The organism is Pseudomonas sp., from assembly GCF_048265905.1.
Lineage (GTDB): Bacteria > Pseudomonadota > Gammaproteobacteria > Pseudomonadales > Pseudomonadaceae > Aquipseudomonas.
Genome location: NZ_JBLXAP010000001.1, coordinates 566,723 through 579,717 on the forward strand (window position 1 = coordinate 566,723; position 12,995 = coordinate 579,717).

General features: G+C 52.9%; 10 protein-coding genes. 3 read left to right on the top strand and 7 right to left on the bottom strand.

The genetic code is table 11. The features are described 5' to 3' along the window. Positions 1-32 precede the first annotated feature (32 nt). Positions 33-3,737 (top strand): pilus assembly protein, encoded by a 3,705-nt coding sequence (locus ACN0UH_RS02680; RefSeq protein WP_417660591.1) that lies wholly within the window; start codon positions 33-35, stop codon positions 3,735-3,737. After that, positions 3,737-4,195: a type IV pilin protein gene (locus ACN0UH_RS02685; RefSeq protein ID WP_417660592.1), complete on the top strand. Its 459-nt coding sequence runs from the start codon at positions 3,737-3,739 to the stop codon at positions 4,193-4,195. Before ACN0UH_RS02680 ends, ACN0UH_RS02685 begins: the two co-directional genes overlap by 1 nt. Positions 4,196-4,263: 68 nt before the next feature. Here the strand turns inward: ACN0UH_RS02685 and ispH are convergent, their stop codons facing one another. From ispH to murJ, 6 genes are all read right to left on the bottom strand, one after another. Beyond that, on the bottom strand, positions 4,264-5,208 hold the full coding sequence (gene ispH, locus ACN0UH_RS02690) for a 4-hydroxy-3-methylbut-2-enyl diphosphate reductase (protein WP_417660593.1): 945 nt from the start codon (positions 5,206-5,208) through the stop codon (positions 4,264-4,266). A 132-nt stretch (positions 5,209-5,340) separates the two neighbouring features. Next, positions 5,341-5,778 (bottom strand): FKBP-type peptidyl-prolyl cis-trans isomerase, encoded by a 438-nt coding sequence (locus ACN0UH_RS02695; protein WP_417660594.1) that lies wholly within the window; start codon positions 5,776-5,778, stop codon positions 5,341-5,343. Further along, complete coding sequence (gene lspA, locus ACN0UH_RS02700) at positions 5,771-6,283, bottom strand: signal peptidase II (protein WP_417660595.1); 513 nt, start codon at positions 6,281-6,283, stop codon at positions 5,771-5,773. Before lspA ends, ACN0UH_RS02695 begins: the two co-directional genes overlap by 8 nt. After that, positions 6,276-9,107: an isoleucine--tRNA ligase gene (gene ileS / locus ACN0UH_RS02705; RefSeq protein ID WP_417660596.1), complete on the bottom strand. Its 2,832-nt coding sequence runs from the start codon at positions 9,105-9,107 to the stop codon at positions 6,276-6,278. Before ileS ends, lspA begins: the two co-directional genes overlap by 8 nt. A gap of 35 nt (positions 9,108-9,142) precedes the next feature. Beyond that, positions 9,143-10,069, bottom strand: coding sequence for a bifunctional riboflavin kinase/FAD synthetase (gene ribF / locus ACN0UH_RS02710; protein ID WP_417660597.1), 927 nt, complete (start codon positions 10,067-10,069; stop codon positions 9,143-9,145). A gap of 297 nt (positions 10,070-10,366) precedes the next feature. Continuing rightward, complete coding sequence (gene murJ, locus ACN0UH_RS02715; RefSeq protein ID WP_417660598.1) at positions 10,367-11,905, bottom strand: murein biosynthesis integral membrane protein MurJ; 1,539 nt, start codon at positions 11,903-11,905, stop codon at positions 10,367-10,369. 192 nt (positions 11,906-12,097) lie between these two features. On the opposite strand from murJ, the gene rpsT reads away from it, so the two are divergent. Beyond that, positions 12,098-12,370: a 30S ribosomal protein S20 gene (gene rpsT / locus ACN0UH_RS02720; protein WP_010489670.1), complete on the top strand. Its 273-nt coding sequence runs from the start codon at positions 12,098-12,100 to the stop codon at positions 12,368-12,370. A 152-nt stretch (positions 12,371-12,522) separates the two neighbouring features. Here the strand turns inward: rpsT and ACN0UH_RS02725 are convergent, their stop codons facing one another. Beyond that, on the bottom strand, positions 12,523-12,987 hold the full coding sequence (locus ACN0UH_RS02725; protein WP_417660599.1) for a CreA family protein: 465 nt from the start codon (positions 12,985-12,987) through the stop codon (positions 12,523-12,525). Positions 12,988-12,995: the final 8 nt, after the last annotated feature.

Consider the following 12,995-nt stretch of genomic DNA (forward strand, 5'->3'; position numbering starts at 1 on the left):
CACTCGACTTACCTACCCCTGGAGGGGCAACCATGACTTCGCGTCGCGCCGCTTTCGGCATTATTAAAGCCAGTACCAGTTTCGCTCTATCAGCATGTATCGCCTTAGTCGCTCTGCCCACCTATGCAGGCGTCTCGCAAACGCCACTTCTCTTGGGTGCAGGTACAGTGCCCGGTAACCTGGCACTTGTTCCGTCGGTGGAATACCCAACCGTTATCAGCCGTGCGAACTTAGGTAACTTCGATATCAATGCGACTTACGCCGGTTATTTCGACAGCGAAAAATGCTATCAATATCAAGAGGAAGCCTTCACCCACGTAGCATTCGGCTATATCGACGGACCTAACGGTGGTGGTTATTTTTATCCTACAAACGTCAGCAGAAACTGTACCGGAAAATGGAGCGGTAACTATTTAAACTGGGCTGCAACCCAGACGATTGACCCCTTCCGAAAAGCGCTAACGGGCGGGTACAGGTCTGTAGACACTCGAACCACAACAATATTAGAAAAAGCCACACGCGAAAATAGAGGCGAATCTTATGCAGATGTAACGGTTAGTGGGAGTAGCACTATCTCTCAAGTAACCCCTTATAACTCAAATAGCATAACCGCGAGCGTTAAATCCGCCAGCACCAACAGAAATGTATCCGATGCAATAAAAACCTATCAAAAGAATAAAACTGTAAAAATTACCGCAGGAAAAACCACGGAATATTTTTCTGTACGGGTCAAAGTTTGTGTACCAGGTCTACTTGAGCCTAACTGCGTTCAGTACGGTAATAACTATAAGCCTGAAGGACTCATTCAACGCTACGCAGGTGACATCCGCTACAGCGCCTTTAGCTATTTGAATATCGATGGTACTGCTAAAGATGGCGGTGTACTTCGCTCTGCACAGAAATACGTGGGGCCACAAAAAAGAACACCTGGCCAAGCTGGGGAACAGAGCAATGACGCAGTAGAATGGAATACTACAACAGGTCAATTTATAACCAATCCAGACAATGACTCGATTGGCAATAGCGGCGTTATCAATTACATCAATAAATTCGGTGAACTCACAAACGAACTAAAGTCCAACGATCCTGTGAGTGAGCTTTACTATACTGCACTGCGCTACTTCAAGGAGCAAGGCAACCTATCCGCCTACTCCAATACATCTAACAATATACAAAAAGACTTATTTCCTGTTGTGACCAACTGGAGCGATCCACTTCAATACGCTTGCCAAAAGAATGTTATTTTGGGAATTGGTGATGTCAATACGCACTGGGATCGAGATCTCCCGGTGGGATCTGACACCCTAAATGTTAATGCTTATACTCAAAAAGTTTTTGATCTTGAAGGCATCAATAAAAGTGCCAACTCGGAGTTTACGGGCCGTAACAACTCCGCCTACATTGCTGGCCTTGCTTATTATGCGAACACTACAGATATTCGCCCAGACACAGCGGGCAAACAAACCATCTCTACCTACTGGGTTGATGTTCGTGAAAATGAATCACTGGCCGCAAAAAATAACAACCAATACTGGCTCGCTGCAAAATATGGTGGATTTAAAGTTCCCGATGACTACGGACTTGCTTTAGAGCGTGCAACAGCACTGCCGACGAGTTGGTGGCGCACAACAACTGATAACCTTGCAACCAACTACCCGCGCCCTGATAACTTTTACGTAGCCAGTGATGCAAACAACATGGTTGCAGGCTTAACACAAGCCTTTGCGCAAATTGCTAACGAAGTTCAGAGCACAACTGCATCCCTCGCTACAAACTCAACCCGTCTCGAGACCGATACGGCGCTGTTCCAGTCTCGCCTAGACAGCCGCTTTTGGAGTGGCGACTTATTCGCCCGCGGTATCAGCACTGATGGCGAGGTCGCGGAAGATGCAGCCTGGAGCGCCGCGACAAAGCTAGACGCGCTCAGCAATAATGCCACTGGTAGCCGTAAGATTTTTACTATCACCCCAGACACTTCTGCTGGAAGCTCCGATGAGCTAATTGCTACCACCGGGTTAGACTTTACATGGAGCAACGGGTTAAAAGACTCACAAAAAACACTGTTAAAAGCGACCTCCAGTGAATCAAACACCACAACCCAAAACCGCCTGGCCTACTTAAGGGGCGACCGTACTAACGAAATGACTGTTGATGACCGTACCCTGCCGTTCCGCGAACGCGGCGGCCGCTTGGGCGACATCATCAATTCAGATCCACAGTACCTCCACCAACAAGACTTCGGTTACTCACGCCTCGTTTGGAACGACGGCGCTGTAGGTCAAGCCTATAAAACCTTTCGTGCAAGTAATGCTTACCAAAACCGTACGCCCTTGGTTGTGGTGGGCGCAAACGACGGCATGCTTCATGGCTTCGATGCCCGGGTAGACATCACTGATCCGCAAAAAAATGGTGGTAGCGAGCTATTTGCCTACGTACCCAATAGCGTTATCGGCAACCTGAAAAACCTTTCCGACCCTGCATATACTCACCAGTACTATGTGGATGGAACCCCAAGAGTCTCTGATGTATGGCTCGGCAATGCATGGAAAAGCATGGTGGTTGGCACGACAGGCGCTGGTGGAAATAGTGTGTTCGCCTTGGACATTACCGACCCAGCGAATATGAGTAAGTCCAAAGTCATGTGGGAGTTCACTCACCCTGACATGGGCTACACAATAGGGCAACCGGCCTTAGTGGCTTTACCCAATGAAAAATTTGGCGTCATTGTCAGCAGTGGTTATCACGACACAACGCCGTCTACTGACGGCAAAGTATGGATATTAGACGCTGCAGACGGCAGCATTATCAAAGAATTTACCCTGCCAACACGTGGGAACTTAGGCTCTCCACTTGCTGCTGATACAGACTACAACCAGGTAGCAGACCGTGTGTATGTAGCCGATACCCTTGGCAATGTCTGGCGCATAGACCTCGCAGACAGCAATCCGTCAAGCTGGTCTATTCCCTCCAGCTTGGGTTCCAGTCCTTTGTTTATAGCTAAAGATCGCAATGGTGACCGCCAAGCTATAACCGCTCCATTAAGCTCAGCATTTAATGAAAAGAACGAGCATATGATTTTCTTTGGTACCGGCAGTTTCTACAAAACCGGTGACAATGAGATCCCAACCAACCCACAAATCGAAAGCTTCTATGGAATCATTGATAAGGGCATTGCCATCAATGGACGTAGCAACTTGCTGCAACAGACCATCATCGCTCAGCAGACACTTGAGAGTGGCCTCAATGCTCGCGCAATCTCAGACAACGCGCTAACGAATGAGAAAGGCTGGTACCTAGATTTTGACTGGTGGGCGACAAGCGGACAAACAGGAACAAAAGGTGAGCGTGTAGTCGCCAAAGCAACTTTGCGTAGTGGGCGGGTGATTGTCACTTCAATGACCCCATCCGCAGACCCTTGTGCTTTCGGCGGTGATAGCTGGATCATGGCAATTGATCTATCAAGCGGGTCTCGCCTGAATTACATTTATTTCGACACTGACCGTGATGGTGACATCAATGATGATGACACCTACAACGTGGGTAACGATGACAATGACGGTAACAACATACCTTGGTCGTCTATTTCTGACCCAAGTGATGGCGTAGTCAAAGGTGTGGCACCACTCTATAAATGGCTGTGCTACGCAGGATCCAATGGCGCTGCTCCAGAATGCATACCGGTAGCGGCCTCGCAACGATTTGGTCGCCACTCTTGGCGAGAATTGAGGAAGGAGTAATGAATTTGAGGTGCGGGAACAATAATGCCCCTAAAAAAGCGAGTGGCGGTTTTACCCTGATTGAAGTGATGATTGTCGTTGCAATTCTCGGCATCATCAGTGCAATAGCGTACCCGTCATACCAAGAGTATGTCCGCAAGGCTCGTCGTGCTGATGCGCAAACAGCCTTGCTGGAACTCTCTCAGTTTATGGAGCGCTTTTACACCGCCAACGGCAGGTACTTGGATGCAAGCAATAACGCACCTAATCTGCCTTTTACAGAGGCCCCCAAAGACAGCTCAACCGGTGCTTATGACTTGAGCTTCGCAGAAGACACCCCGACTGCAAACACCTATGTATTAGAGGCGATACCTAAAGGCTCAATGAGCGGCGACACATGTGGAACCTTGACCTTAAGCAATACTGGCGCTAAAGGCCAAGATGGATCAGCGACCCTCGCCGAATGCTGGCGCCGCTAGCTTCTAAAACCCAACCCGCAACCAACAAAAAACCGCCTCGGCGGTTTTTTGTTGGTAAGAAAAGAGGCCTAAACCTGCTTAACCCGCAACTCTTTAGGCATTGAGAAGGTTACATTCTCAGGCCGGCCAAGCAGTTCGCTTTCGCCGGTTGCGCCCCAAGCATGTAGCTGGGAGATAACGCCTCGCACCAGAACTTCTGGTGCGGAGGCGCCAGCAGTAATGCCGATGCCGTTTACGCCGGCAAACCACTCTTGCTTGAGGTCTTCAGCGCCGTCGATCAGGTAGGCTGGCGTGCCCATGCGCTCTGCAAGCTCGCGCAAGCGATTGGAGTTGGAGCTGTTGGGGCTGCCGACGACCAAAAGCACATCGCATTCTGCAGCCAACTGTTTGACCGCATCCTGGCGGTTCTGGGTGGCGTAGCAGATGTCATCTTTGCGCGGCCCGCCGATGGCTGGAAACTTGTTGCGCAGGGCATCGATGACTTTACTGGTGTCGTCCATCGACAACGTGGTTTGGGTGACGAACGCCAGCGCCTCAGGGTTGCGGACTTTCAGCTTTTCGACGTCTTTCTCGTCTTCAACCAGATAAATAGCGCCGCCATTACTGGTGTCGTATTGACCCATTGTGCCTTCGACTTCTGGATGGCCAGCATGGCCGATAAGCACACATTCGCGCCCTTCCCGGCTGTAGCGCACCACTTCCATATGCACCTTGGTCACCAACGGGCAAGTCGCGTCAAAGACCTTTAGCCCGCGCCGGTCAGCTTCGGCACGTACCGCTTGGGAAACGCCGTGAGCACTGAAGATAACGATGACATCGTCTGGCACCTGATCCAGCTCTTCGACAAATACCGCGCCGCGCGCGCGTAAATCTTCGACTACAAACTTGTTATGCACCACCTCGTGGCGCACATAGATAGGTGGCGAGAACACTTCCAGCGCACGGTTAACAATCTCAATTGCGCGATCAACGCCGGCACAGAAGCCACGTGGGTTTGCGAGTTTAATCTGCATATTGGCCTCGTTGCGCCGTGCAATTCGAAAGATACTGGGTAATTAGCCTACATCAGGTGGCGCGCAGTGCATATCGGCCACCTATGTAAGGACGTGTAGAAGTAGGTGCAGGCGCCCTTCTACTGCACTCAATCAGAGTGCTTTAACCTCGATGATTTCAACATCAAAGCTCAGGGTTTTACCGGCCAAGGGATGGTTGAAATCGATCGTCACTTGGGTGTCGTCAAACTCTTTGACCACACCTGGCAGCTCGGCGTTGGCTGCATCGTTGAAAATTATCAGCAAGCCGGGGGATAGATCCATGCCCTCAAACTGGTTGCGCGGCATCACTTGCAGGTTTTGCGGGTTTGGCTGGCCAAAGCCCTGCTCCGGCAAAATTTCAATGCTGCGCTTGTCGCCAGCCTTGAAACCGAACAGCGCGGCTTCAAAACCCGGCAACAAGTTGCCATCGCCCACCTTGAAGGTTGCTGGCTGCTTGTCGAATGTGCTGTCGACCACATCGCCGTTTTCCAGCTTGATGGCGAAATGCAGAGTCACTTGGCGGTCCGGGCCAATACGTACATCAGTCATCCGCTTGCTCCTCGGACTTTTTACTTTTAAACATGTCCAGACCCAACAGAATTGCACCTACAGTGATTGCGCTGTCAGCAAAGTTGAATGCAGGAAAGTGCCAGCGGTTTTGCCAGTGCACCAGAATAAAATCGACTACATGGCCCAGCACAATGCGGTCAACCAGATTACCGATAGCACCGCCCAAGACTAGCGCTAGCGCCACCGCAAGCAAAGTTTCATCGGCTTTCAGGCGTTTCAGCCAGACCACCAGCACCACACTCACGGCAATCGCGATTGCAGCAAAGAACCAGCGCTGCCAACCGGACTCAGTCGCGAGAAAGCTAAAGGCCGCGCCTTTGTTGTATGCCAGCGTCCAACTGAACAAATCGGGGATCACCACGATTTGCTGGTACATGGTCAAGGTGTTGTCAAAATAGAATTTGCTAGCCTGATCGATGACGAACACCAAGAGCGTCAACCACAGCCAGGCAAGCCGCCCAAAGCGGCTTGAAACATTAGGCATAATGGCGAACCTCACCAGCGCCTTCGATGTTGTCGACACAGCGACCACAGATTTCCGGGTGCGCCGGATTCACACCAACGTCTTCACGGTGATGCCAGCAACGACCGCACTTGGCATGCGCCGACTTAACCACTTTAAGCTTCAGGCCAGCGACTTCAGTCTCAACCGCATCAGCCGGAGCCGCGCTCAATGGAGCCAGGCTTGCGGTTGAGGTGATCAGAACAAAGCGCAACTCGTTGCCAAGCTTGTTAAGGTCAGCGATCAGGCTGTCTTCGCCGTACACAGTCACTTCAGCTTGCAGGTTGCCGCCAATGGCTTTTTCCTTACGCTGATTTTCCAACTCTTTGTTGACCGCAACCTTGACCGCCATGACCCGCTCCCAGAATTCGCGGTTCATTTCGACGTCTTGCGATTGCTCAGTCAGGCCTTGATACCAGCCGTTGAGCATCACCGACTCGTTACGCTCGCCCGGCAGGTACTGCCAGATTTCATCGGCGGTGAAAGCCAGGATTGGCGCAATCCAGCGAACCAGTGCTTCTGCGATATGGAACAAAGCGGTCTGGCAAGAGCGACGCGCAACACTGTCGGCCGCCGTGGTGTATTGGCGATCCTTGATGATGTCGAGGTAGAAGCCGCCCAACTCCTGCACGCAGAAGTTATGCACTTTCTGGTACACATTCCAGAAACGGTAGCTGTCGTAGGCTTCCTCGATTTCACGTTGCAGCAGCAAAGCGCGATCCAGTGCCCAGCGATCAAGCGCAAGCATTTCATCAACAGGCAATGCGTGCTCGGCGGGCTCAAAACCGCTGAGGTTTGAGAGCAAGAAACGCGCGGTGTTACGGATACGGCGGTACGAGTCAGCACTGCGCTGCAGGATGACGTTAGACACCGCCATCTCCCCGGAGTAATCGGTCGACGATACCCACAAACGCATGATGTCTGCGCCCAAGCTGTCGTTCACCTGCTGCGGCGCAACTACGTTACCCAGCGACTTGGACATCTTGCGGCCGTTTTCATCGACCACAAAGCCGTGAGTCAGCAACTCTTTATAAGGCGCGTGACCGTCGATTGCACAACCGGTGAGCAATGACGAGTGGAACCAACCACGGTGCTGGTCGGAGCCTTCGAGGTACAGGTCTGCACGCGGGCCAGAGGTATGACCCAAGGCATGTGAACCACGCAGAACGTGCCAGTGCGTGGTGCCCGAGTCGAACCAGACGTCCAGCGTGTCGCTGATCTTGTCGTACTGCGCGGCTTCATCACCGAGCAACTCACTGGCGTCGAGCTTGAACCAGGCCTCGATACCTTCGACTTCGATGCGCTTGGCGACTTCTTCCATCAGTTCAGCGGTGCGCGGGTGCAGGTCGCCGCTTTCCTTGTGCAGGAAGAACGGGATCGGCACGCCCCAGTTACGCTGACGCGAGATGCACCAGTCAGGACGGCCAGCAATCATGCTGTGCAGACGCGCCTGGCCCCAGGCTGGAACGAATTCAGTTTGCTCAATTGCACCCAGCGCGCGCTCACGCAGCGTGTTGCCTTCATTGGGCTGCTTGTCCATACCGACGAACCACTGCGCCGTCGCACGGTAGATCAGTGGTGTCTTGTGGCGCCAGCAATGCATGTAGCTGTGCTGGATCGGCTGATGCTTGAGCAAGGCGCCCACTTCTTCGAGCTTGGCGACGATATTCGGGTTGGCCTTCCAGATGAACTGGCCACCGAAGAACGGCAGCGATTCAACATAGACGCCGTTGCTCTGTACAGGGCTGAGGATATCGTCGTTGCTCATGCCGTAGCCTTTGCACGAACGGAAGTCGTCTTCGCCATAGGCCGGAGCGGAGTGAACGATACCAGTACCCGAGCCCATCTCGACATAGTCAGCCAGATACACAGGCGATAACCGCTCGTAGAACGGATGGCGGAAACGAATCAGCTCCAGAGCCTCGCCCTTGGCGGTAGCAATGACGCTGCCTTGCAGGCCATAACGCTCAAGACTGCTTTCTACCAACTCTTCGCCGAGCAGCAACAACTTGTCGCCAACATCGACCAGCGCGTAGTTGAACTCTGGATGAACGTTAAGCGCCTGGTTGGCCGGAATGGTCCAGGGTGTGGTGGTCCAGATGACGATGCTGGCAGGCTTTGGCAGGCTGCTTAAGCCAAATGCAGCGGCCAGCTTGTCGTTGTCTTCACTGGCAAACGCAACGTCGATGGCGTCAGACTTTTTATCCTGATATTCAACTTCAGCCTCAGCCAGGGCCGAGCCGCAATCGAAACACCAGTTGACCGGCTTCAGGCCTTTAAAAACAAAACCTTGCTTGACCATTTCAGCCAGAGCGCGCACTTCGCCCGCTTCATTGGCGAAATCCATGGTGCGATAAGGTTTTTCCCAGTCGCCGAGAACACCCAGACGGATGAAGTCAGTTTTCTGACCTTCAATCTGTTCGCCCGCGTAAGTGCGGCAGCGCTCACGGGTGAGGTCCGCGGGTTGATTTTTGCCAAAGGTGGTCTCGACCTTGTGCTCGATCGGCAGGCCATGACAATCCCAACCCGGGACATACGGCGCGTCGTAGCCGGACAGGGTTTTCGAGCGGGTGATGATGTCTTTGAGAATCTTGTTGACCGCATGACCGATATGAATGCTGCCGTTGGCGTATGGAGGTCCATCGTGCAGCACAAACTTTGGACGGCCTTCGCCCAGCTCGCGCAGTTTCTGATACAAGCCAATATCGTCCCAGCGCTTCAGGGTTTCCGGCTCGCGCGTCGGCAGGCCAGCCTTCATCGGGAACTTGGTATCAGGCAGGTTTAGCGTGGCTTTATAGTCGGTCATTTCGGCTCTTCATTTAAGCGGTCGGCACTATTTATTTAAGTGCGCCAATGGGCACGGGCGGCGGCAATATCGGCAGCAATTGCCGTCTTTAGCGCCTCAAGAGAGGCAAATCGCTGCTCATCGCGCAGCTTGTGGTGGAACGCCACCGTCAAACGCCGGCCATAAACATCACCGGCAAAGTCTAAAAGGTGCACCTCAAGATGGGCGCTACCGTCACTCTTCACACTGGGCCGTACGCCAATATTGGCGACGCCGGGCCAGTATTTACCGTCGATTTCAGTGCTGACCAGATAAACCCCGGTCAATGGCACTCGGCGACGCTTGAGCTGAATATTGGCTGTAGGCGCATTCAGCTGACGCCCCAACTTCTGGCCGTGCAAGACACGCCCAGCAATTTGGAATGGGCGTCCGAGCAGCAGTTCTGCAAGAGTAAAGTCAGCGCTTTGCAGTGCCTCGCGAACCCGCGTACTGCTGACACGAATCCCATCGAGTTCGACCGTGGTGGCGGCCTCGACGCTAAACCCTTCGCGCTCTGCGGCAGCTGACAAGAATGCAAAGTCGCCCGCACGGTCGCAGCCAAAGCGAAAATCATCACCCACTTCCAAGTGACGCACACCCAAACCGTCGACCAGCACTTTGTGCACAAACTCTGCGGCACTCAACTCACGCAAGCGCCGATTGAAAGCCAGGCACAATACTCGATCAACACCTTCCGCAGCCAACAAGGCAAGCTTGTCACGCAAGCGCGTCAGCCGCGCAGGGGCTGTGTCCGGGCCAAAGAACTCGCGGGGTTGCGGCTCAAAAATCACCACGCAGCTGGGTACGCCAAGCTCTGCAGCTCGCTCACGCAAACGCGCCAAAATAGCCTGATGGCCACGATGGACGCCGTCAAAATTACCAATTGTGGCGACACAGTCCCGATGCTGGGGGCGCAGATTGTGTAGGCCTCTTACCAGCTGCATAACGCGCTTCTTGCTCATAAAGTGGTCGATTATACGCATACCCGACAGCAGACAACAGGCAACAACGTCGCGGCGATCAGAAATCTGCCACTCAATTAACTCGGTTTCAACTCATCAACCGGACAAGGGCAAGTAAAAAAGCGTTACCCGCCCCACCACGATCAATCTGTAGGGTGCGACAACGCGAAGCTTGTCCACCAAACCACAACCAATATCCAAATACTCGTGCAAACAGGTGGCGGGTAAAAAAGCGTTACCCGCCTGACCTAATTTGGGGCTGGAAAAACAAGTTGCAAGCTAGCTGATGGCCTTGCGCGAAAAGTCGCGCACCCTCAAGCCCATCAACAACAAGCTGGCGAAGTAACTGACCAAGCCCGCAGCCACCAACGCCCCAAGGCGCAGCAAACGTTCAAGCATGCCTCCAGAGGACCATTGCGGCATGTAGTGCATAAGGGCAAGCAGCACCGCCGCCATTACACACACCGCTAGCACCAGCTTGAACAAGTACATCATCCAGCCCGGTTGCGGCTGGAACATGTCAGCCTTACGCAGTTGCCAATACAACAGGCTGGCATTCAGGCAAGCCGCCAAACCGATGGACAAGGCCAGACCAACATGAGCAAGTGGGCCGATAAAGGCCAGATTCATCAACTGCGTGGAGAACAACGTGAAAATCGCAATCTTCACCGGCGTCTTGATGTTCTGCTGCGCATAAAAGCCGGGCGCCAGAATCTTCACCAAGATGATGCCCAGCAGGCCGACGGAATAAGCAATCAACGCATGCTGGGTCATCAAGGCATCATTCGCACTGAACTTACCGTACTGAAATAACGACACGGTCAAGGGTTCAGCCAACACAGCCAGCGCGACCGCGCTCGGCAATACCAGCACAAAACACAGACGCAGCCCCCAATCGAGCAGCCGTGAATAGTCTTCACGACTGGCGCTGGCGTAGGTTTTCGACAGCGCTGGCAACAGAATCGTACCGAGCGCGACGCCGAGCACCCCGGATGGAAGCTCCATCAACCGATCAGCGTAATACATCCACGAGACCGATCCAGCCACCAAGAATGAAGCAAAGATGGTGTTAATGATCAGGGAAATCTGGCTGACCGACACACCAAAAATCGCCGGCCCCATTTGCTTCAGGACTCGCCATACACCGCGATCCTTGAGATTCAGGCGCGGCAATACCAACATGCCGACCTTTTTCAGGTGCGGCAGTTGATAAAGCAACTGCAGCAGACCACCGACCAATACCGCCCAACCCAGCGCCATAATCGGCGGATCAAAGTAGGGACTTAAAAACAGCGCAAACACAATCATGCTGACGTTAAGCAGCGTAGGCACGAATGCCGGCACCGAAAACCGATTCCACGTATTGAGCACTGCCCCGGCAAGCGACGACAGTGAAATCAGCAATATATAAGGAAAAGTAACCCGCAAAAGATCAGTGGTGAGTGCAAAGCGATCAGGCTCATCGGCAAAGCCCGGAGCAGATATCCACACAATCCACGGTGCCGCTAACACCCCGAGCAAGGTCACGACCGCAAGCACCAATGTCAGCAGTCCGGTGACGAATGCAATGAAGGTTCGGGTCGCCTCCTCGCCTTGCTGGGTCTTGTATTCAGCCAAAATAGGTACAAATGCTTGCGAAAAAGCGCCTTCAGCAAAAATTCTTCGCAGTAAATTTGGCAATTTGAAAGCCACCACAAAGGCGTCCGAAGCCACGCCAGCGCCGAATGTTCGAGCAATTATGGTGTCGCGCACAAAACCTAAAACACGCGAGAGCATGGTCAAAGAGCTAACGGCGGCCAGCGACTTAAGCAAATTCATGAGATAATGATTTTTCCGCATACGAGTGAGCCAGCGGACAATCCACCGGTTCACGAAGGCGTCGAGTGTAGCGGCCTGCCACTTGTCAGGCTAGCGCCAGGAATTGTCTTTAGTCTTGACAGACGAATACCTTCTAGGCATGATTCGCGGCCTTATTTGTTTGCAACCCCCAAATTTTCGAGGAGCTTGACGGTGGCCAATACACCTTCTGCCAAAAAACGCGCAAAACAGGCTGAGAAGCGTCGTAGCCATAACGCCAGCCTGCGCTCGATGGTCCGTACCTACATCAAAAACGTTGTTAAAGCTATCGACGCTAAAGATGCTGGCCTGGCCCAAACTGCTTACACCGCAGCTGTTCCGGTCATCGACCGCATGGCTGACAAAGGCATCCTGCACAAGAACAAAGCAGCTCGTCATAAGAGCCGCCTGAATGCCCACATCAAGGCACTCAGCACTGCTGCTTAATTAGCAGTCAGTTCTTGGCGTAACACCTTAAAAAACCGGTCTTATGACCGGTTTTTTATTGCCTGAAATAAAGCACTCAACCCCCAAAGTCCGTACACAGCCAAGCATAGACAGAAAAAAACCGCCGAAGTGGCGGTTTCTTAGCAGAACACTTACTTGCCAGATGGCCACGGCATGATGGGAATAGCCGCCATTGAGTTTTGCGGGCTGCCTTCGATCACCCGATCGCTATACACCAGATAGATGAGCGCATTGCGCTTCGGGTCGAAGAAGCGCACCACCTGCATGGTTTTAAATATGAGCGAGGTGCGCTGCTTAAACACCTCTTCACCATCTTCAAGCTTGCCAGTGAAGCTAATTGGCCCGACTTGGCGACAGTCAATCGAGGCATCAGAACGGTCCTCAGCCAAACCCAGACCACCTTTAACACCGCCAGTCTTGGCCCGCGACAAATAGCAGGTCACGCCCTCAACCTTAGGATCATCAAAAGCCTCAACGACAATCTTGTCATTTGGCCCCAACCACTTGAAAACGGTTGATACCTCGCCAATTTCCTCTGCCGAAACCAATATCGGCAACATCATCAACGCACCCAGCAATCCATTTGCCACACGCATAAAGCGCT

Coding starts and splice junctions, on each gene's coding strand:
- lspA (WP_417660595.1), bottom strand. CDS start 6,283: ATGCCTAATGTTTCAAGCCGCTTTGGGCGGCTTGCCTGGCTGTGGTTG.
- ribF (WP_417660597.1), bottom strand. CDS start 10,069: ATGCAGCTGGTAAGAGGCCTACACAATCTGCGCCCCCAGCATCGGGAC.
- ileS (WP_417660596.1), bottom strand. CDS start 9,107: ATGACCGACTATAAAGCCACGCTAAACCTGCCTGATACCAAGTTCCCG.
- ACN0UH_RS02680 (WP_417660591.1), top strand. CDS start 33: ATGACTTCGCGTCGCGCCGCTTTCGGCATTATTAAAGCCAGTACCAGT.
- ACN0UH_RS02685 (WP_417660592.1), top strand. CDS start 3,737: ATGAATTTGAGGTGCGGGAACAATAATGCCCCTAAAAAAGCGAGTGGC.
- murJ (WP_417660598.1), bottom strand. CDS start 11,905: ATGAATTTGCTTAAGTCGCTGGCCGCCGTTAGCTCTTTGACCATGCTC.
- ACN0UH_RS02725 (WP_417660599.1), bottom strand. CDS start 12,987: ATGCGTGTGGCAAATGGATTGCTGGGTGCGTTGATGATGTTGCCGATA.
- ispH (WP_417660593.1), bottom strand. CDS start 5,208: ATGCAGATTAAACTCGCAAACCCACGTGGCTTCTGTGCCGGCGTTGAT.
- ACN0UH_RS02695 (WP_417660594.1), bottom strand. CDS start 5,778: ATGACTGATGTACGTATTGGCCCGGACCGCCAAGTGACTCTGCATTTC.